Raw genomic sequence first — 21,277 nt, forward strand, 5'->3', positions numbered from 1 at the left:
TGTTGGGAGCTCCCAACAAACAGCAAGAGGCGGAAAAGCAAGGGGTCGATCTGACGCCGCGCTCTCACCACGACGACTCATGATATGAAACCGCCCTGCACAGTCGCATCGCTTCCGGGTTTACCCAAGCAGGGTTTTCGGACGCCCTGCGTTTCGGTTGTTGATGAATAGAAGGTCAGTTTCATGAAGCCATTCGACAACGGCCCTTTCACCGCAGTCGCTGCCACGGTGGCGGACCTGCGTGCGGGTGACGGTGAGTCCGAGGTGAGCGCCCTCTCCCGGCGCCAGACCAAACTGTGCAAACGACTGGCGAAGTTCGATCTGGTTGAGATTGTTGAGATCCTGGCCGGCCTCTTAACCCACCCCGACAACCATTGCGCAACCCCTCGCATTGAAGCCCTCATCCACTTGGCTGTCCTGCACTGCCGGGGAACGCAGAAGCCAACTCTCCTGCAGATCCGTGAATGGCTGAATGATATCCTCTTGAGCGATGCCCTTGGCATCGGCGAAGATCGCGTCGAAGACGTTTTTGCCACTGTCGTTCCCTCACCGAGTGGTAGCGCGATCCTGCTGGAGGGTGCGTGGCGCGATAGCGCTTTCTGCCTTCAAAATATGATGGCTGCCTTGCTCCGGTTGATGGACGAACCCTGGGCGGCGTCCGCGATGGCTAATGTGATGGCCTTACTTCAACTCGCACGCAAGATGGCAGAAAAAGCCGGGATCCAACGCTACGAAATGACAACCGTTGGGCCACAGCAAAAGATCAAGGTGACTCCAGAGCGCGTCGAGTTGACACGACGCGCGGTTCAATTTTCCTTCCAGGACATCATCGCGCTTCACGTGGTTGCCCGCGACATAGCGCCCTTCGTCCTGGATGCCCGGGATTATGGTGTTTTGGCGTCGGAGAACCTTTCCCACAGCAGCCTCGAACGCTACCCGCTCATCCGTAAGGGCAACAATTGGCTGGTTGCTTTGCCAACTGCCATCGGTGTCGCCGCGCGCAGGTTTATCCTGGAGAAAGCGAACGACGCCTCTGCCCTCCCCCGTTATGAAGACGCACTCAGGGCCGTTGAGTTGCAGGAAATTTATCACAGAATCCTACCTGGCTGGGAAATGACAAACGCCTCGGGGCCGGTCGAGCTCAGCCGGAATGTCCATGTGATCGAAACCCAGTTCGATAAGGGCGCCTACGCGCTGATCGTCCATCTTTCCGACGATTTGAACGCAGCGCTCGGCACGGGTCTCAATGGGATGGAGCAAATCTCAGTCGGCATCTGCGAGGCCCTTTCTCGTCTTGAGCGGGAGGTTGCCGCGCGAGCGGACTATCGCCGCGGACTTACCGTATTCGTGCGCGGCGGAGCAGGGCGTGGATATACGATCGACCTCGACCGGTCGCCAATTCCCTGGCATCGCGCCGATCTCGACCTTGGCGACGCGGCCAGGATGGCTCGAGACATCGACTTTACCGGCAAGCGCATCTGGAAGCTCTTGTCACGTAAGGAGGAGATCGCCTCTGAAGGGAACTCGCTTGTCAATTTCGGCGGCTTTCTAAATTTCTACGGTTATCTCCGCAGCCAGCATTTCGATTTTTTGCCGGCAGAGAATACAACTGCGGACATCCTTATTATCCCGGCGGACTTCGAGGGGCAGGAGAGGGCGCGCATTCGAAAGGCCATCGACTACCATCTGACATTTAGCCCGACGGGCCGCACTTTGATCGAAGTCGAACGCCGGTCAACCGCATCGTTCTTCAAGGAAGTTGAGACGCTCCCCTTGTTCATTGCGCCGCAGGAAGCCGTAGACGATATGTTTATGGCTGTCACTGAAACCGCGCGCCGACCTTGGTGGGTGGAGTATCGCAGGACTGACAATGATAGACCCGAGCTTACTTTGCGGATCTGGGATGCTGCGCAGCAATGGCTGGTGCGACTCGCGCGACTTCTTGAGGCGGATCTGGCCTCCCTACCCGATTGGCCGGTTTCCTTCGTGCTGGACTTTCCGGATATTGCCGATCTCGATGACAGTCTGCCCAAGGCCGATGAGAAACCACAGCGGCCGCGTGTCAGGTTGGTCGGAGGTGTTGTTCATATCACGTCCACCGTTCCCGTGCTTCGGGGCTATGTCAATGCCAGCAATATTGCCGAACGCTACCTGATCGCCGCAATGGCAATGGGTGCAAGTGAATTTGCTGGTGTTGAACGCTCGCTGGACTGGGCGGATTTGCTTGCCTCGAGGGTCGTTGGAACGGATGAGGCGAGGTTCGTACACGCCATTCCCGCCGAAGACATACCGCAAATGCTCCTGTCAGCCGTTCCTATGCCCAAGCCGCGCTTCTGGCTTGAGGAAGATCACGCTTGGTCCGTATCTAGACTGGCTCGTCGCGCCGGAACTGACCGCCATGGTGTCGTCCCCGCCGCTGACGTCAAACCGCTGCTTCATTCAACAGTTGCTTTTGTCTGGGCGCGCATAAAAGCACGATTGGAGACGATCAACCGCCGCAGCATTGTCGAACTGGCGATCCTCAATCACGAGGCGATCGACAAGGACCGCTTTGATTGGAAGCAGACGGCGGCCGCACTCCTTTCCTTACACCGCGACCAGGAAAACGTCCTGCTTGTGCATAATGAACGGGAGGCAAAGCGGGCGGCGTCGAGTGTTGCGAGCCGTGCCTTGGCAGAAATGGCAATCTGCACCTCCCCCGTTGACGGCGGTCGTTCTTGCTCCGCTATCGATTTTGACGAACTGCTGGCCGATACATGTGCAATGATCGACTGTGCCACGCAGAGCGATGCCTACTATTACGGGCTTGCCAAAGTACCGCTTGAAATCGCGAGGAACGGCAGCTTCATCTTTGACAGGGGCTTCTTGGAGGAACTCCATCTACCTTACATGTATGCCCAGGGCGACCGCGCATTTCATGATGCTGCGGAAGCCTATGGTGCCGCTTTTGCGCAAGCGGATTCTGACGAAAGCAATGACGATGTGCCGGACGGGCTAGATCCTGATTTGAACGCAGCGATATATGCCGAATTCGGGATGTCCATTGTAAATCTTATCGACCTCTCGCAAGTGGTAGCCGCACGCGGGTTGGAGCAACGCACGCTTTTCCTGGTTCTGCGAAAAAGCGAGACTTTGGCCATCTTGAGAGAAGTTGGTGCTGATGTTGATGCGGAACGCGCATACGAAGCTTTGACACTGCTGCCTCGACCTGTGTGGAACGATCCGCACCCAGTACGCGGATCGGGACGCGACTGGCAGCCTTGGCGGATGAACCGAAGGCTTTCATTGACACGCCGGCCGTGGATCCAGATTACCGAGGACGCTGATCCTGAAATGCTGCTTTTTCCAATTCTCACATCCCGGGTTATCCGAAGAATCTTCGATGTCGTTGATGGGCGGCTGGGCTCGGAAATGTTTGATACAAAGGAGATCGATCGCTGGATCGGTAAGGTCGTGAATGAACGTGGTCATGCCTTCAATCATGCGGTGGCCGCCAGCCTCCGTCGCAACGGTTTTGATGCGCAACCGGACCAACTCATGACCCTTTTTGGCGCGGACAAGAAGGCAGGCGATATCGATGTTCTGGCCTGGAAAACAGAAACGAAGGAAGTCTGGATCATCGAATGCAAGCGCCTTTTACTCGACCGCACCGTCGCAGAAGTCGGCGACCGGCTGGCGGATTACACGACGGCGGGCAAGCGCAACGGAAAGCGTACACCGATCCAGAAGCATCTGGATCGCGTCGCCTTCCTCAAAAAGAACCCTGGTCCTCTTGGAAAACTCACCGGCTTAGATCCGGACAGACTTATTCTGCGTTCGGCGTTGATTACGGACAGGATCGTACCGATGCAATTTGCCAAGTCCGTGGATCAGCTGGTGGACAGGGTGTGCAACTTCCGCAAGATCGATGATGTGTTTGGCCATAATAGATGATCCCTGACGGTCGAAAAGCACTAGGTAGTGGAACTCTTCAATGCCGGGCCTAGAGAACCGGTCGACACTCCTCGGCAGTAAAGAGAACCGAGCGATCGGTCGCTCATCGATGGTGACTCAGCGCCGGATAAGGCCGAACCGGTGGGCTTCGTCCAGCAAGTCCCTGACGGAAGAGGGCTGCCATTTCTTGCCGCCTCGTGCGGGCCGTTCACCCATCTGGTCAAGTTGAGCGCCGATGTCGCGAAGAGATAGAGTTGGATCGGCAATGGTGATTGCTGCTACCAGCTTCATCAGATGGTCCTCGGGCGCGCGGCGAGGGGACCGGGCCAAAAGTTCTTTTTCCGCGAGCTTTTCGCGAACCATGCGATGAACGGCTCGACGAAGGCGCTCAACGGTCCAGTCGTGGCCGCGGCGATTGAGCACCCGCACGACATTGTCCCAACTGTGTTGCGGACGGAGTTGCCGCACCATTGGCAGCCACGTCTGCGCGGACGCAACGAGCTCGTCGAGATAGAGTTTCTCGCGTGCTTTTGATACTGCTTTGATTGCTTCCGGTCGTCGTTCTCGCAGACCCGGGTTTCCAGGAAGCTTGCCGCGTGCCTTCGCCGCCCTGATGCCGGCTTTGGTGCGTTCGGCGATCAGCGCCCGCTCGAGCTGCGCGACAGCACCGAGGACCTGAAGGGAAAACATGCCTTGTGGCGTCGAAGTATCGATCGGGTCCCGTATCGATCGGAAATGCACGCCCCGTTCCTCCAGATCCTCGATCACGGACAAGAGGTGGCTCACGGATCTCGCCAGCCGATCGAGGCGGACGACGACCAGGACGTCGCCCGCGGTGAGTTCGCCGAGCAGCCGCGTCAGGACGGGTCGCGCGCGCGACGCACCGGAACCATGCTCCTGATAGATCCGATCGCAGCCGATGGCTCTCAACTCATCGATTTGGGCATCGTGTAGCTGATCGTCCGTCGACACACGGGCGTAGCCGATCAGCCGCTTTGGGGGCTGCTGGATATTTGCGGTTTGTCGCTTCGCCATGACGCCTCACCAGTCTCGTTTCAAACCGCTTTGTACAAACAAAGAATGCGCGAGAAAATGGTCAGTTGCAAGCGTGTTTTAGGCATTGAATAGCGGCCCATCAGACTCGAAATGCTACCGCGGACGAGCAACGGAGCGTCCGCAGTAGCAAATGCGCGTCAGCGGGCTTCCAGGGCGGAAATGCCCGAAAAACAGCGGCTTTGGTGATGGCTGCGGGAGGAGAAGCCTGCTGAAGGGCGCCGGCGCTCAATTCCGGAAATGAGGACCGGCCATGTGCACCGGCGGCGGTCGCCGAATTTTGCGATGAGTGAATCCGGTCATCCCGGCCGAAATCGCCTTGGAAGCCCGGAAAACCAGGCGTTTCCGGCGATCCAGGGCGACCGACATCGCTGATTTGCGGGCTTCTGGCAATCACTTCCGATAAGCATTACTTATCGATGGTTAGAGCACCAACCGCCAATCATACTATGTGAGGAACCGGAATATTCAGATAGAGTTCTTATAAGAAATCATTTACCATGATTTCAATGGCTTACGATCTCGCGAAAATCTGTATATCCACCTTGATGCGGCCGGCTTTCGACGCCGGTATCGCGCTTACGCGTCTGGATGAGCGCATTGCCTGCTCGCCGGTTGGCCAAGGCTTCCTCGAACGCATGCATTTCACCGACGCCTGTGCCTCACTGTGGATCGACGGCGAACTCGTCCATCTCGAAGACCTCGTCCTCCACGACGCCACGAAGGATATTCGCACACCCACCCATGAGCTGACAATCGCCCGCGACGTGCTGCGAACCCGTCGGCGCATCGCCGGTCAATCCCCGGATTGGGCGTTCTCTGCCGACGGCATCCGCTCGCTGCGGAAAACTTCGGAGATCGGGGCGGGCGGCGCGGACGAGGCTACGACGACCGGAGTTATTCGGCCGGCGATCGCGATCGACGCGGAAGGGGAGGGGGATGACACCGACGACGCCCAAGATCTCCCTGGCGTCGACTATGTTGCTATCGATGCGCTGCTCGCGCGCTCTGACGCTGCGATCGAGCGAGCCAAAAAGCCCGGCCGGGCTCCGGCCGATCCGCTGGTCTATGATCTCGACTGGGATGAGGATGCCCGGCTCGATGAATGGCGTGGCGTGTTGCGTCAGGCCGAAAACTTGCCGGCGATGCTGCAGGCCATCGTCGCCCTGGATGCCTGGAACGAGCTTGCCGTCCTGCAGCATGCACCCTGGCTCGGCCGGCTGCTGGCCGCGCCGATATTGCGCCAGGCAGGCATCACGTCAGGTGCTCATCTCGCTGCCATCAACCTTGGTCTCAAGACCATTCCCGTCGATCGGCGCCGGCATCGCGATCGGGAAACCCGGCTGCTGGCCATCGCCCACGGCCTGATCGCGGCCGCCGAGATTGGCTTGAAAGAGCATGATCGGCTGACGCTGGCAAAGACGATGATGGACCGGAAACTGGAGGGGAGGCGGACGTCTTCAAAGCTGCCGGAACTGGTCGCGTTTGTCATGGCACGGCCACTGGTCTCGGCCGGGATGGTGGCGAAGACGCTCGACGTCACGCCGCAGGCGGCGCGGCGGATTGTTTTGGAGCTTGGCCTGCGCGAGATGACGGGGAGGGGGAGGTTTCGGGCGTGGGGCGTAGTATAATGGTGGCGCCAACGTCCGTCGCTGGCTTCCGGCGCGGGTGAACCCCTGTCGTTCACGCTCGCCCTCGCTATGATGACCACTGTGATCTTCTTCGCACGCGCTTACTCTTGGTCTCCCTCGCCTAGGTGTCCCGATTGGGGTGTGCTCTTTCCCGATCGATTTTCAACGATAGGTCTCGGCATATTTCAGGAACTCGGCATGAGGCTGTCGGGCACTACCCCAGAGACGGTGGGACGGCCATCCTTCGGGCCGCTCGCGATGGGCCGCCACAGAGAGGATGAGACGCTCCTTCGCCCGAGATATCGCAACGAAATAGGCGGATCGCTCATCCACAGGGTTCGACCAGAAGGTTTGTGCCTCGACACCCATTACGATGACCGTGTCGAATTCCAGTCCCTTGCTTTTGTGGATCGACATGACGCGGACCGCCCGGTCCGCTGAAAAGGCCGAGAGCGCAAGCCCGATGTCCGGCTCGTTTGAAAGAACAACATGCAGGCGGTCAATTGCTGACTGAACCAGTTCGTCCAAACGGTTGGCCTGCCCGTAATCCGACGACATTGCGACCACAGCGTCCCGGCCTACCAGTGCAAAGAGCTGATCGACGATCGTTTGAAGTCCTGCGCGGTCGCCCTTGGCGATCGTGCCGGCGGCAATCGCAGACCGGATCTCTTCGACAAACCGCGCCCATCGATGCCTGGCGCGATATTCCTGCTCCTCGTCCATGCTATGGGTATAGATGATCGCGCTCAGAAGTCTGCGATGTGCGTCGGCATTCGCAACGGTCCCCGCCACCAGAAGCAGATCGGTGATGAGTTTGACGACAGGCTCGGAGGCAAAATCTTGCGTACTGTCTTCCTCCCGGAACGGGATCCCGTGCGCCTGAAATGCTTCACGCAGCCGCTGGCAGACGAACTGCTGGTCGCGGCTGACGAGAACCGCGATTTGCGACGGCGCTACCCCATCATTGTCGATCCTGTCCCTGATCGCGACGGCCAGCCGTTCCGCCTCGTCGACCGCATCTGTCGCTTCAAGGATCTCGATCACGCCCTCGTCGCCCGCAAGCTCGGCATCATCGACCGCGCCCGCCGGGTCCATGGTGCGGACCATTGCATTCTGCATCCTGCGCAACCGCGGTTTGGCTCGAAAGTTCTGATAGAGACTGAGGGGCACGGCGGCGAAATCCGTCGCAAAAACCTTGAAAATGCCCTCCAGGGCTCCTGCCCATCCCATGATCCTCTGGCGGGTGTCGCCAACGGCGGTCAGTCTTGCCGGTGAGGCCAGAAAGCAGTCGGATATCAGCTGGTACTGCTCGCTCGTGCAATCTTGAAACTCATCGAGGAAGACGTCGCTATAGGTGTAGCGTATGGCATTGCGAGCGATCGCGTTGGTCTGAACGATGGTAGTGGCAAGCGGTACCATGTCCTTGAATGTAATCGACTGCCGTTCGACGCGGCGCGGGCCGACACTATAGTCGTCGTCGAGCTGATCAGCGCCGGTCAAAGCCGTCCGGAAACGGTCGATAATTCGCTTTGCAAAGGCATGAAACGTGTAGCTGTCAAACCGGCTTGCCAGATCGTTCCCGCATCGCAGACGAACCCGATCCTTCAGATTCTGGCTGGCGTCGACCTTGAACGAGATTGCGAGTATCCGGCTTGGATAGCGGCAGGTCGCGGTGCGAAGCAGGAAGTCGGCGCGTTGCGCCAGAACCTCGGTCTTGCCCGCACCCGGCCCCGCCGTGATGGCCAGATGCCCGGCGGTGGTTCGGGCCGCCAGAAGGGCGTTCGGTTCGAGGATGAGGCTGTCTGCCGGCTTCCACCGTTCGACGGGGATCATTCCGGTATCGCTTTCAAAGCGGCCAAAGCATATTCCGTCAATCGTTTCAGCGACCCGGGGAGCGACGCAACAAGCGCTGCGTCATCAAGTTCGGCCATTGCGCGGATATGCCAGACCGGCTTGCTGCCCACCTTGAAGCGCTTGTGGTAAGGACCGAAATAGGTCTGTTGCGCCGCCTCATACTGATCGACCGCGCCATGAGACTCACCGAGCACGGAGTTGATTTTGGCCTCTGTCGGCGCCACCAGTTCGGCGGCTTCCACCGTATAGGCCTGCGGGAAAGCCGTCATCATCGCAAAGTCGAGGTCGAGGGGAGAGGAGAAAAAGACGCCCTGTCCTTCGAGGAAGGACAACCATTTCCCGGTATCTTTCAACAGTCGAGGTTCAGCGTCCCACGCTGTCATGTTCTTGATATGGTCGGGTGTCAGCGCAGTCTTTTTTACGTCGGCATAAGCAAGCAATTGCTGGCAGGCATATCGAACCCGACCCCAGCCGCCGTCGTGACGGGCGAGATCCAGATCAAGGAGGGTGACGAAGGGGATTTCGAGCCCGTGCAGCAGGCGCCAGAAATGGTTGACATGCCGTCCGCCAAGCGGCACGACCGAGATGGAGGCATCATCGATCCTGGTGCCCATGGCGCTGATCACGCGCGGTAGAACCACCTCCTCGCTGTCGCCCTCGCCAAGGACGACATAGCGGGAAAAATAAAGTTCGGGGAACGCCTGTACGGCTTCGCGCACGAACTTGAACGCATCGGCATCCTTTTCGCTGTCGGGGAGCTGGATGGTCCTAACCCGTGTGGTGCGATCGGCGGCAAGCCGAAGATACCGAACGAGCTTCGGATCGATGCGGCGCATGATCGATGCCGAGTGGGTTGCCAGAACCGCCTGGGTATCCTGTCCCTTGGAGAATGCGGACAGACTGGCGACCACACGTCCAAGGTAATGCGGTGAGAGGCTGTTTTCCGGTTCCTCGACAGCGATCAGCGTGAAGACCGCCGGGCGCAGCTTGTCGATATCGAACTCGGTCTTGAGTTCGCCTCGCAAAACTCGCTGGTTGAGCTCGTGGACGCCGAGCACGATCGAGAGATAAAGGACAGACTGCTGGCCGTCGCTCAATCTTGAAAAATCGACGCTCGGTTCGTCGTGGCCGGGCGTGAAGACGACGCTCATGTGGCGCAGCAGCGCTTCGATCTCGTTGCGCCCGAAGAACACCGAAGGGCTCGCGAAGTGGCGGCCAGTGTGCAGGACCTCCCATGACTTGCCGAGTGCCTGCGTCACACTGACCATTGCGGCATTGCCGGCGAGCGCTGAGCTGATCTTTTCGGTCAGGCCATCGACGGTCGATCTCTCCGTAGTCCAGTTTGCGGCTCTGAGCACCCGCCCAAGCAAGGCACTTGCCGAATAGGAAATGTGGTCGGCGGGATCGCGGCGCGCCGGCAGGTAATGGACCTGGATGCTCCCCCGTTCCTGCTTTGAAACGCGTGTCTCGGCCTTCGGCTCGCCGTTAGCGTCGACCTTCAGGACGTTGGTAAAATTCTCTTCGACTTCGCCATCCTGATCGAGCGTCGCGCTCAGGCGAAAGCGAACCTGTGCCGGGCCTTGCGGCGCCTCAAGCTGCATATGCGCAAATGCGCCAGGCACCGCAGGCTTGGGCACACCGTCGTCGTTCAGCAGTTCAGGAAACTGGAAATCGGCCTCGATCCACAGGCGCCGATCCAGTGGCGCCTCCTTCTCGTCGTTGGGAACGTGAAAATCCAACTTGCGGACTTTTCGCTGAGCCGGGTCGAGGCTGAACATCCTCGCCAAAGCCTGCAGAACAGCCGTTTTGCCGGAGCCATTCGGACCAAGAAAGAAAGTCATGTCGGAGAGGTCAATAACGGTTGCCGTTTGACCAAAAGATCGAAAGTTTTTAAGCCGTAAGCGGACCAATTTCATGACGAATCTCCTCGCAAATCGATAACAAGAAACCGAGACGAGCGGAAGTTAAGGCCGCAGGTACGATGTCCAACGTGACGCGACTGACGTGCCGTAGCACGCGATCCAGGGGGCGGCCAGGCTGTGCGCCTACGATGCCTTTCTGAAGGTGTTGATCCGGATTTCCTCTCCGAGGAAGGTGGGCGCGAACGACGAAATCAGGGTCCGCTCCTTCAGCCACGACGAGAATTGCTGATTGGCGTCATTGTTCTCGATCGGTCACCGAGGAAACAGCCCGAAGCGACCTTCATCAACCATCCCGGAAAAATGAATCACTCGATCACCGAGTTCGACGTCTGACGGTGGATCCATGTTCTCAACGATAATCGCCTGTCGATCGCTTTCGAGGCCAAGAAGATATCTATAGAAGTTTCCGTTCAGGTTCGTATCGCTCAGATCGTCGTCGGCTCCCTCCGGTTCGCGGTAGGAAAGCAGAGGGGAATCGAGCACGACGATGCCCGGATGGGCCAGATCGTTGTCGGCGCAATATTGCAGCAGCGAGATGGTAAACGCCGATTGCGTAATCGCCCTCAGCCCCTTTCCATAGGAGGTTCGCGGCTTGCCCGAAACGATCAGGTCTTTCATTGTCGTGTCGAAGTGGACGCGATCCACACCCGGAAACCCCCATTGGTGGAGGACACTCTCAACCAGTTCAGTGAACGGGGCGACGACGGTGCTGGTTAGACGGGTGCTCGATGCGGCATCGTTTGAGCCCCCGTCGTTCTGCCGTTCCAGGGCGGCTTTACGACTGGTCAGATCACTCAGATTGCTGAAGAGCCCGAGTGCCTGGCGAACGTTCGCGCCTTTGTCAGCCAGTTCCTTGTAAGTTGAACGTTGTTTTCGCAGGTCGGGTGAGACCACTGTCTCGATTTCAATCGACAATGCTCTCAGGGAGCTTTTCATAGTGGGAAGCGACTTCTCGATCGACTGCGCCTCCGTCTTCAGAGCGGTCATCGTTGTTGCCAGCTCCGATTGCCGAGCTTCAATCTTCTGCATCTCTGCTTCGGCAGCCAGGACGGTCACCCCAATATCGCCGTGGCAGACGGCGCTGGAATCATGATGCTCGGGCAAGGCGCCACAGGTCGGGCAAATCTCTTGTTCGAGTACCGAGAAAAAGCTTCCCGCCTCCCGGATGCCCACCAGACGCTCATAATCCGAGCCGTAGTGCTGTTGCAGAAGATTGAAACGCTCGAGGAGGGTGGCGATCTCTGTGTAACGCTCGTTGGTCGCTTCGAGCTTTTGAATAATCGTCCGCCTCTTGGTCGAGATCGTTTTGAACTTTTCCTCGGTGAACGCGAGTTGCTCGACGCGATTGTCCATCGCCTTCGTGAGCCGGTCCTCTTGATCGGCCAATTCATCTCGGGAGCCGGATATCGACGTGATGCGCTTTTGAGCTTCCGCGATCAGTTGATCGAGAAGATCGATCTGCGCCAAACGTTTCTGCTCCTCGGAAGAGGTGCCTTGGCGCGATAGAAGGGCGGTGTCATCGACACCGGTCAGAAGCATTGTGAATACGGAGGTGTTCGCAGTATTCGCAGTGTAATTTCCGTCCGACAACGGAGAACGCTTCTGGATTATTTCCTCTTCGTTGACGATCGCCAGTCTCGCGAGGTTGCGGAAGCTCAGGGCTTGGGTGTCATCTTTCGCATTCTTTTTGATTCTTTTACCTGCTAGGCCGATTTTTGACAGGAGGAAAGAAGAGAGGTTTGATTCATCGCGTTCGTTGTGGATCTCTCCAAGGGTACTACCGCCTGTATCCGGAATCGACGTGTGCAAACCTTCGAACGCCTGGAACTGTCCGCCAGTCATGCCTCTGAGCAGCGTCGTTTCCGATCCGTCGTCGAAGGCGATCGCGAGCAACACGCGCTCATAGCCCTTTGCTTCCGGAATATCGGGGAGGGGACCTTTGCCGCCAAGCATGAAATCGATTGCTTCGACGATATACGACTTTCCGGTATCGGAGGCCCCATAGACGACGTTCAGGCCGGACTGGAACGAGACGATCGCCGGCTTTCTGTCCTTGCCGTGAAAGGAGAGATGACGGATCTGGAAGCCTGAATATGTCATGATGCCGGCCCGGACGCTTCGTCTTGGAACTCAGATACCCAGTTCGAGAGGAGATTTCGCATCAGATCGTCAAAACCCTCATCGCTGTAATTCTCGAAATGGCCTGCGAGCCATTGGGCGCGCTCATACAATTGCTGCAGGTATGGCGTCTGCAGCGCGGAGACAAAGAATTCAGCATTATCGCCCGCCTGAAACAGTATCCCGCTTTCGTCAGCAAGCTGCTCGATGAGCCCTCGTGACATCATCAAGGCAACAGCTGATTGCACGGACTTCCTTCGAACCTGAGTGACAGGCGACATGATCGGGGTCGGCGGATGCAAGTCCGCTGGACCGTCGACTAAGCTGGTTCTCACGACAAGGTAGTCCATGGCGGTCAGCCGGTTCAGATCTACTGCTCGCGGAAAATGCGCGTGCAGCACAAAGACCGCCCTCACACCGGTTTCGAGCGGACCATTGAAAGCGGAGGCTGAGGACACTAGCGTCGCCATGTCAGCTTCCCATCGTTCGCGAGCTGGTGACAAATTCCCCGGCGATCCTTGGGCAGGGCGCTTTTGTTAAGCGGGTGCGCATCGAGAGCGATGGATTGCGCCTTTTCGGTCACGGCCACCACTCTCGCGAAACCGTCAGGATGTTCCCCATCATAGGTGTCCTGGATACCATCCAGTATCTCGGCTTGTAATCCTTCGAAGGTTCCGGGCTCCACCTTTTCGCGCACGAACACCCGCAGTGACTCGGCATGATAAAATGCCTCACGGGATCGCTGGAAGTGGGTTTTCAACGTGGAAAACTTGTCTAGCTGCGAGGCGGTTGCGACCGCCTCTCCTTTATGCTCTGAGTAGGCGTCGAGGAGCTTGCTTGTATAGGTCGTCTCCGCTTCCTCGACCTCGGCTGGGACAGCGTCGGGTTGCGGACGCGACGGCAGGCCACCACCGAATCGACTAAGATGGTAGGGCGTTTTGGCATGAGCCTCGATGATTGTCCGCGGCTGTTCAGCAGAAAAGATCCTGAAGTCGAAACTACTGACGTAGTCGAGAAATTTGCCTTCCAGTTTGACCGGACCGGGTGAGGTGATTTTTCCGGCGATGGATTTGTCCCATTCCGCGATTACCTTCGTTTTCAGCTTATCCGCGTTGGTCAGCAAAAGGGATAGCGACGTAGAGGCCCCTTTCGGCGCGATAAAGCGGCATGCTCTCGGCGCTTTGTATACGCCCGAGAACGAATACCAAAGGATCTTTCCGATTTCTGGAGCGGCTACGCTGAAACCCAAGGGGGCACTATAATGCTTGCACTGATGATTATCCCAAGTGCCGAGCAGCTTGTCTGCGTCGCAGAAGCCGGCAATGTCTATTCCCTTGTCACCAGCGCCGGTCGGACGCATGACGCCGACATAAGTAGATTTGAGAGAATGCACCCATTCGTCGATGAACGTTTCCCACTCGCTGGCCTCATAGGTCTGAATGATCTTGAGGGGATCAATCCGTGGTCCGTTCTCGAATTCGTGCGCTAGCAGGATCCTAACGGACGGTAGGTCTTTCACCGCGTCTTGTAAAGAAATCAATGTCGCCTGCATTGCAGCCCTGCGCTCGAGCCAAATCTTATGTGTTTTAAGGTTTTAGTCATAGCAGGGGCAATGATACATGCAACCTCAAGTACGTCGCTTAGTGCTGGTGACCGCCTCTTTCCACCTTCATTCTGTTTATTCCAGAAATCGAACTATTGACACCACGAATCGCCGTTGCATGTCGTAACGGTCGAAGGCGCTGTGATGAACTTTCGATCCCACGCCCTAGCGATGCCCGCATTCGCAATTTGGTCGCGATTATAAATTTGTGTCGGGTTTTTAGTTTTTAACTTGATCAATCTTTGCCGGGGCGGCTTTCGAAATCCGCAGTGTAGAGACGATCATCTGGCCGCCACCCTGTGGTATCCGCGAGATTTCTGGCTCAATCTTGAACCACCGGTGTTTTTCGACGAACGCCGGGATCCAAGGCAGATCCTCCGAGAAGTAGACCACGCTCTCCGCGCATTGTACAATCCGGCGATTGATCTCCGCTGCATCTTGGCGCCGAATGTTGATCCTACGGGTTCTCAGGTTCGCAAACCTTAAATCCAGCCGGCCTCGTTGTTCGAGGTCCGGCAGGATGCGGATGGCGAGACTGGGTGCAAGAGGCAGGATCCGGTTGACTATACCAGCTCGCCCCGAAGGCTCGATTGCAAGCGGATAGTCGCTTGTGAAAAACGGTGTTGATGGATTCTCATTAATAAGAATGTCCCAGCATGAATTTCCCCAGATCGACGTACTACGAAGGATATTGGTGATCCCCATGGATTGCGGATACTTGGGATCGACCGTCACCAAGACTTCCTCGCTGTCCAACAGCTGGGCCAACGTCTTGCCTCTGAACATGGAGGGTGGCGGCGGAAGCATACCCGATTCTTCAAGCATGGCGGTTGTCACGGCGACGGTTTCCTGAAGCGGTCGCGAATGGATGCGCATACCGCCAGGCGCGCATCCCTGGACATAGGCAGCGAAGCCGGCAATCGCGAATACGGATTCGGGATCGAGTCGACCTTCTCGCAGCTTGACCAAAGCAGAGTTGTACCTTGGCTCCACGCCGTGCAAGAATTCCTCAATGACGCGGGGTTCCTGCAGATAGGGGTTGGTGCTGCCGTCCTCGATGCGACATTGGCTATAGGCGTCACAGGTATAGCGCTTCAAGTCCGTTTTCTTCATCGCATACATGCGCTCCCCGAGCGCTGGAGCGTAGAAATTCTTCAGATGGACTTGGGAGACATAGTGATCAAGAGCCACAGCAGCACCTGAATGGACCATAGAGCGAATGGTGGATTGCCGCCGAGTGTTGCTCAGCAGTAGGCGCCGGATTCGTGCCTGTCATCTTGTCAAGCACGCCGGCGATATGGTTTGGCGTGGTTGTTTCCAGAGATCGGACGCAACAACCCCTCGCCCAGCTCAAAAGCTTGCTCCTATCTCAGCAGAACCAGAGCGTGTTTGATTTGCGGACTTGGATAATAGAGAATTCCGTGATGCCTGTCCCGGCTTTGTCGGAATATGACCGACAAAGCCCGGCAGCAGTGTGCGTTGGGAAAGCAAGATTAGCAGATCCATGCTAGTCCTCCAGAACAGGCGGGAGAATATCCTCCAATTGCCGTATGACCGAATGGTAAGCCGCTCCTAAAGTAGCCTGAGTGTAATTATCGTAAATCATGAAGTCCGCCTCATGGAGGACACTGGATGTAAACTGCTCATGCCAGACCGAATTCGCGGCGACAATTACCGCTTGGTCGATCTCTGTAAACTGGTCGGCTGTGATGTCGATGATGATATCGCCATGCTTGATCCACGCATGGGTATGGTCGCCTTTCTCGCCAAGCACATAATCGAAGGTGCCTAGACCCTGCAATTTGAGAAAATGCCCTAACAGTAGTGTCGCGTCTCCGCAGGCACCATGTGGGAACGATTGCATAGTGATCGGCAACTGGCTGCGAGGCGTCGCCTCAATCGCGTCGCGGAAACGTCGGGCGAGATTATCGAGTTGATCCATATCTAGATTCTCGCTGCTTTCAGACAAATGCAAAGGGCATTATCTCAAGCATTCAGTGCCTTAACGTCAACTTATATAGCTGGTCTTAGGTTCGAATATCATCAAGGCGAAGCAACTTGACCGGTCGTTAGCAGGCCCGGGACGGGTTGAGTAGCGAGGCGACCGCAAGTGGTTCACTGCGTATAGTCGGAGACATGATAGCGACCATATCCTCATCCAAGGCCTCAACTTGGCGGCGTCGCTCTCGACTGATCTAGTTAATGACGCTATTTGCGAGGACAAAGCCACTGTGCCGCTGGTCAGCAGCGCCATCTTCCTCGGTAAGTTCAAGGTTTTGATAATATGAGAAAGCCGCAACGAAACTTCGTTGTCGAATTCAAATCCGGCCGTCGGCGGCAGACTTCGAAACCGGTCTCGATTTGGGGTAACCTGGATCTCAAAGCCGTTTCTGCTGCGGTAAGCGCTGACGTCTCCGGTGACGCCGGTCATCACATCATAGACAGCGCAATTTCTTCATCGCCGGTGAGTTCCGAACAGACGTCCTTATTGACAGCGCCATTGGAGCAGCCAAGAACGGTGTTGGCACCACAGGAGAGATTTATGGCCAACGAAACCCATGCGACTGTCGATAGCGATTCCGTGATCACCGATGCTGCAATAGCGTCAGAGCCGAAGAAGCAGCGCGTACCGCGCGCCAAGAAGGCGGCGCCCGAGACGGCAAGTGCCGATATCATGGTGGAGACCCAGTCGCCTGCTGCAGCGCCAAAGCGTGGCAGGCCGGCGCGTGCAGCCAAAACCAAGCCGATCGTCGCAGAAGCCGCACGCGGAGCGAAGCGGGTTGGCAAAACGAGCGCTGCAAAGTCCTCCCCCGTCGCGACAAAGGCGCCCGTTTCGGCTGCCGACGACATGGCGGAGCTGCTTCGGCTGGAGGAAGAAAACCAGATGCTGCGCAAATCGCTTGCAGAAAAGCTTCGCCAGGAAAACGCAGATCTGCGCAAGCGCCTCGGTCTTGCCTGACCAGCAGCCTACAAGCGTGCCGGCTAAGGCCGACCGTACTCATCCTGCTCCCATTGACCATGAGCATCGGCGGCGGCTTGTCTGCCGCCGAAGCATTTCAAGGCAGCTCGACTGTCGGAAAAAGCGCGAGGCTGAGGAAAGATGGTGGCGTCCCCTTGGAAATTTCTCGTTGGACTCACGAGACGACATGGCAAGGACAATAATAGCGCCTCCATCGAGGACACATCCGAGACGCCGATAGTCAATGAGACGCAGGAGTCGGCTCGGTTCCAACCACCGGCTGCGCTGGCGCTGCCAGCTGACGGTGCGCAAGACCCCGCCGATCAGGTCGATGCGGATTCGAGCGCCTCCGATGATGTTCCTGATATCGAGAGGGTCGTGGAAGTACCAGCTGGTCCGGACGAACCCGCCACGACGACGGGCCTCGATTTGCAAACCGAGCCTTACGAGGTTTCGGCGACAACGAAGCCTCGTAAGGCGCGCGTGTTTCGAAAGAAAAACGCGTCGGCCGAGAGCCCGTCGACACCATCAACAGCACCCGCCGTTTCAAACGATTTCCAAGATCTCGATGACGAGATCTGGCAGTTGCGCCGCCAGTTGGCGATGAAGCTTCAACTCCAAAACGCCCAGCTGAGAAAGATGCTGGAGCGATTTGCCCGATAGACAACGAGGAGGCGGCGCTCACCTGGAACGAGCGAAAGCCGCGCGGTCCAAAACCGGCATGGCAACGGATTTCATGAACGAGGCCAAGCCCAAGAAGAACAACCGCCTCGCGCGACGACGTCCTCGATGTCGCCCGTTCACTGGCAAGGCGAGGGCGGCGAAAGCATCGGGCGGTGAGGGCGACCGAGTTCGGCTAACGCTTCACTGGCGCCGCCGATGATCCGTGCAATGGTCGTAGTGTCCGGCTGCAATAGAATGGCCCTGTGGTGGGCGTGGCTCGCGACCTCCCCGGCTTTCAGGTCCTGCCGGGTCCGCGCCGCCCCGCAACGGCGTTGCCGTCCTCCACTGCCGTTGCGGCCCTGTCGGGCGCGGGCCGGCGCTTGCAGCCCGGCATTCTGACCGCCGTAGCGGGTCGCGATGGTTGGGACCTCGGTTGGGACCTCAAACGGAGGTTCGAACATGCGCAAGCAACACACAAACCAACGATCCGATCTCTACGGCCGCATCACCGACAAGATCATCGCCGAGCTCGAACAGGGTGTGCGACCCTGGATACAGCCCTGGAACACGGCTCATGCGAGCGACCGGATCACCCGGCCCCTGCGCCACAACGGCCAACCTATTCCGGCATCAACGCCCTGCCGCTCTGGTCGATTGCCCGCGGCTTGGCGCCGACCTGGATGACGTTTCGCCAGGCGCTCGAACTCGGGGCGGCGGTCCGCAAGGGCAAGACCGGCACCACCGTCGTCTTCGCCAGGTCCTTTATCCGCACCGAAACCAATGAGACCGGCGCCCATCTGCCGGCAAAGGCCGGCGTCGTCCGCGCCTTGTCCTGAATGACCCTATCTGCGCAGGCGTTGTTCACACACATCCTTGACGAGCGATTGCAGCACCGTGATCCGCTGGACCACTCGTGCTCACCCCGGAACTGGGCGATTTCAACGAAGCGGCCGCGCACCGGCTCGAAAATCAGCCATACCAACATGACCGCGGCGATGATCGATAGCTGCAACTTCCTCTCTGCCCGGCGGCGCGCCGAGACCGAAGTGCTGATCCCGCAGACACCAAGATCGCCCTCGCAGGTGGGATGGAGTACAACGATCACGATTTCATCTGGGCGAAGCTCGATCAGGCCGTGCCAAGCATCCCGACATGGTCTTGCTTCATGGTGGCTCGCCGAAGGGCGCCGAGCGGTCGCTGCTTGCTGGGCGGAGGCTCGCAAGGTGACCCAGATATCCTTTAAGCCGAACTGGACGAAGCACGTCAAGGCCGCTCCGTTCCGCCGCAACGACGAGGTGCTGTCGGTCATTCCGGGCGGTCTGATTGTCTTTCCGGGTAATGGCATCACGGCAATCTCGCCGACAAGGCGCGCCGCCTGGTATCCCGGTCTGGCAGGCCAGGCGGCGCGTAGGCCGCGCTGTCCCGAAAGGCTTTGTCTCGCACGGCGGACCGAAAGGCGGTCGGTCGAGGGTGGGCAATTGGATGGCTAAGTGGATGGCTTGGTGACAAGAAGCGGAATCGGAAGTGCAGCATTCGCATCATCAAGGATTTCGAAGGAATGCCTTCCTTCGTTGTCGATTGACACGGAGTAACTCATTCGATCCAGAATGTGGTTTTTCTTATCAAAGGTTAGGATCTTCGGCTTCAGCGATATGATCCGGCTCTCGTCGAGATAGACCGAGTTGCAGATGATAATTTGATCCCCAGGCTGGCAAGTACGTGCCGCAGCACCGTTGAGAATGCAGCACCGGGAACCTCGCTCACCCAGGATGACATAGGTCGAGATCCTGGCACCAGAATTTTTGTTCCAGATCTCGACGAACTCCATCGGAAGTATGCCAGCTTCTTCACAGTGATCGGGATCCAGAGTAATCGAGCCATGATAGTTGAGATTTGCCTCCGTCACGTAGATGCCGTGCAGTTTACCGGCCACCAATTTTCGCATGTTTCCTCGCCTCAAATTTCAACGACGGCTTTACTAGAAGAATCTTGGCTTCAGCAAAAGACGTTAGCTGCCCAAAAGAGCCGGAGGATACTTCGAATTCGACCCATGCCCGGTTACGCCGAAAAGCGGAATGCGGAAACAGCCGGTCAATTCGTGCTAGGTCGGTTTTTCATTCGCCCTCCCAGTGGCACAATTCGACGTCGTCGATCATATTGGGCAGAACTGCCGTCCACACCAAGTATCTGGCCCGCAATGGATGATCTGATCTCGCGGGAATACTGCGCTGTCTGCCATTCCGCTGCCGTGGATATTTTCGTAGACCGGTTTCCTATCTCAACTCCTTACCATCGAATCCCGCCGCGCCCCGCAGACGATGATTACCGATTTCATGAGCCACCCTTAAATGAGCGCACAGCAAGCTCGATAGCCAACCCTTGATCGTCACATCAGCTCAGGCTGGCATAATGAGGGGCGCTCAGGACGATATGACGCTTTGGCACAGTCAAACCGAGTGCTAGGTCTGCGGCTCTGCCTAATCCTGCCGCATGCGTGGAGAGAATTTTCAGAGCCGTGGCACTATCCTCGTCGGTAAGGAGGCTTTGCGGACGGAGAGGGCGGCTGCCGCGTCGAAATTCCGCCGGGCTGCAGCCGAAGCGGGCGCGAAACTTGTTGTAGAAGACGGCGGGATTGCCGAAGCCGTTGCGCTCCATGATCGTTCTGATCGTATCGTCGGTGGTGCGCAGATCGCCCGCGCAGCTATCGAGCCGCAGGTTTTGCGAATAATCGCGATAACCGATGCCCAGATGCCGTTTGAACAGCCGTGAAAGATGGCTGACGGTCAAGCCTTCCGCCTCCGCGATCTCGTTGAGGTGCTGGCCCTCGTCCTGGCCGCCGAGCGAATCCATAATGCGCAAGATGCGATTGCGGCTGTCGGCGCGCATTTGGGCATTCGCGGTCTCGGCATCCTCAAAGGGTATCCAGCGGTAGACATAGCAAGCCAAGAGATTGGCGACGGTCTGGTGCGCCATTTCTTCCTCGGGCCGACCGGCCTGGTCGACAATAATGCGAGCGATCAGCGATTTGATCGGGGCGACCTTGTTCATGAAAGAGCGGCAATGCAGGAACGTGCGGCAGAGATACTGCCGGCTGGAAAACCCTGACAGTCCCATGCGCTCGAAATGGCTGCTGTCGAGATGCACGCCGCAGATCAATGCATCGCGGGAAATCGACGTGGAATTGTGGGGGACATCGCCGTTGATGATGATGAGGTCGTCCTTGTGCATCTCGCAGACCTGCCCGTTGACGATCAGACGGAAGCTCCCGCGCAGAACGAAAACTATCTCCATTTCCCGGTGCCAGTGGTATGGTACGTCGGCGTAGCCATGTACAAAGGCTCGGCAGTAGGATTGGCCGAATGGACCGTGATCTTCGAATCCACAACCGCTCCGCTCGCACCAGTGGTCCTGACTAAGATAGGCGACGTTCATGTGCTCCTCCCTACTTTCAAAAGCACTAAATATCAAAAACTGATCTATATCCAGAACAAGTTTCGCGGCTAGATGCATCGCGTTTCCTGTGACATCGTTAAGACATTCT

The 21,277-nt window shown here is 57.6% G+C and carries 14 protein-coding genes and 2 pseudogenes; 6 read left to right on the forward strand and 10 right to left on the reverse strand.

Features of this window, described 5'->3' with window-relative positions:
- Window positions 1–183: 183 nt before the first annotated feature.
- The gene (locus tag ACTJKE_RS23180; RefSeq protein ID WP_427143239.1) at window positions 184–3,933 is read left to right on the forward strand and encodes a hypothetical protein; all 3,750 of its coding nucleotides are present in this window, start codon (window positions 184–186) and stop codon (window positions 3,931–3,933) included.
- 117 nt (window positions 3,934–4,050) lie between these two features.
- Here the strand turns inward: ACTJKE_RS23180 and ACTJKE_RS23185 are convergent, their stop codons facing one another.
- A complete protein-coding gene (locus ACTJKE_RS23185) occupies window positions 4,051–4,968 on the reverse strand; it encodes a recombinase family protein (protein WP_427143240.1) in 918 nt (305 codons plus the stop codon).
- A gap of 518 nt (window positions 4,969–5,486) precedes the next feature.
- Between ACTJKE_RS23185 and ACTJKE_RS23190 the strand changes: the two genes are divergently transcribed.
- Window positions 5,487–6,617: an RHE_PE00001 family protein gene (locus tag ACTJKE_RS23190; protein WP_427143241.1), complete on the forward strand. Its 1,131-nt coding sequence runs from the start codon at window positions 5,487–5,489 to the stop codon at window positions 6,615–6,617.
- A gap of 162 nt (window positions 6,618–6,779) precedes the next feature.
- On the opposite strand, the gene ACTJKE_RS23195 is transcribed toward ACTJKE_RS23190, so the two are convergent.
- The 7 genes from ACTJKE_RS23195 to ACTJKE_RS23225 form a co-directional block, all read right to left on the reverse strand.
- Complete coding sequence (locus tag ACTJKE_RS23195) at window positions 6,780–8,450, reverse strand: UvrD-helicase domain-containing protein (protein WP_440692567.1); 1,671 nt, start codon at window positions 8,448–8,450, stop codon at window positions 6,780–6,782.
- On the reverse strand, window positions 8,447–10,387 hold the full coding sequence (locus ACTJKE_RS23200) for an ATP-dependent nuclease (RefSeq protein ID WP_427277427.1): 1,941 nt from the start codon (window positions 10,385–10,387) through the stop codon (window positions 8,447–8,449). Before ACTJKE_RS23200 ends, ACTJKE_RS23195 begins: the two co-directional genes overlap by 4 nt.
- Before the next feature lie 258 nt (window positions 10,388–10,645).
- A complete protein-coding gene (locus tag ACTJKE_RS23205) occupies window positions 10,646–12,493 on the reverse strand; it encodes an AAA family ATPase (protein ID WP_427142582.1) in 1,848 nt (615 codons plus the stop codon).
- Window positions 12,490–12,981, reverse strand: coding sequence for an ABC-three component system middle component 2 (locus ACTJKE_RS23210; RefSeq protein ID WP_427142581.1), 492 nt, complete (start codon window positions 12,979–12,981; stop codon window positions 12,490–12,492). The genes ACTJKE_RS23205 and ACTJKE_RS23210 overlap by 4 nt, the downstream gene beginning before the upstream one ends.
- Entirely contained in the window at window positions 12,969–14,063 is a 1,095-nt protein-coding gene (locus ACTJKE_RS23215) for an ABC-three component system protein (RefSeq protein WP_427142580.1), read from the reverse strand. Before ACTJKE_RS23215 ends, ACTJKE_RS23210 begins: the two co-directional genes overlap by 13 nt.
- A 270-nt stretch (window positions 14,064–14,333) precedes the next feature.
- Window positions 14,334–15,305, reverse strand: coding sequence for a DUF4238 domain-containing protein (locus tag ACTJKE_RS23220; protein WP_427142579.1), 972 nt, complete (start codon window positions 15,303–15,305; stop codon window positions 14,334–14,336).
- A 316-nt stretch (window positions 15,306–15,621) separates the two neighbouring features.
- Window positions 15,622–16,056: a hypothetical protein gene (locus tag ACTJKE_RS23225; RefSeq protein ID WP_427142578.1), complete on the reverse strand. Its 435-nt coding sequence runs from the start codon at window positions 16,054–16,056 to the stop codon at window positions 15,622–15,624.
- A 600-nt stretch (window positions 16,057–16,656) separates the two neighbouring features.
- Between ACTJKE_RS23225 and ACTJKE_RS23230 the strand changes: the two genes are divergently transcribed.
- From ACTJKE_RS23230 to ACTJKE_RS23245, 4 genes and pseudogenes are all read left to right on the forward strand, one after another.
- Window positions 16,657–17,073, forward strand: coding sequence for a transcriptional regulator (locus ACTJKE_RS23230; RefSeq protein ID WP_427142577.1), 417 nt, complete (start codon window positions 16,657–16,659; stop codon window positions 17,071–17,073).
- 141 nt (window positions 17,074–17,214) lie between these two features.
- Window positions 17,215–17,736 carry a hypothetical protein gene (locus ACTJKE_RS23235; RefSeq protein ID WP_024899971.1) on the forward strand — a complete coding sequence of 174 codons (522 nt, stop codon included), beginning with the start codon at window positions 17,215–17,217 and terminating at the stop codon, window positions 17,734–17,736.
- Between the two features lie 459 nt (window positions 17,737–18,195).
- A pseudogene (locus ACTJKE_RS23240) lies at window positions 18,196–18,536 on the forward strand (ArdC-like ssDNA-binding domain-containing protein); the annotation flags it as partial.
- 138 nt (window positions 18,537–18,674) lie between these two features.
- Window positions 18,675–19,134: pseudogene (locus tag ACTJKE_RS23245) on the forward strand (DUF2493 domain-containing protein); the annotation flags it as partial.
- An 88-nt stretch (window positions 19,135–19,222) separates the two neighbouring features.
- On the opposite strand, the gene panD reads toward ACTJKE_RS23245, so the two are convergent.
- Together panD and ACTJKE_RS23255 are read right to left on the reverse strand one after the other, a co-directional pair.
- Window positions 19,223–19,681 carry an aspartate 1-decarboxylase gene (gene panD, locus ACTJKE_RS23250; protein WP_243016914.1) on the reverse strand — a complete coding sequence of 153 codons (459 nt, stop codon included), beginning with the start codon at window positions 19,679–19,681 and terminating at the stop codon, window positions 19,223–19,225.
- A gap of 446 nt (window positions 19,682–20,127) precedes the next feature.
- A complete protein-coding gene (locus ACTJKE_RS23255; RefSeq protein WP_427142576.1) occupies window positions 20,128–21,168 on the reverse strand; it encodes an AraC family transcriptional regulator in 1,041 nt (346 codons plus the stop codon).
- Window positions 21,169–21,277: the final 109 nt, after the last annotated feature.

The sequence above is a fragment of the Ensifer sp. 22521 genome (genome assembly GCF_052044795.1).
Taxonomy (GTDB): domain Bacteria; phylum Pseudomonadota; class Alphaproteobacteria; order Rhizobiales; family Rhizobiaceae; genus Ensifer.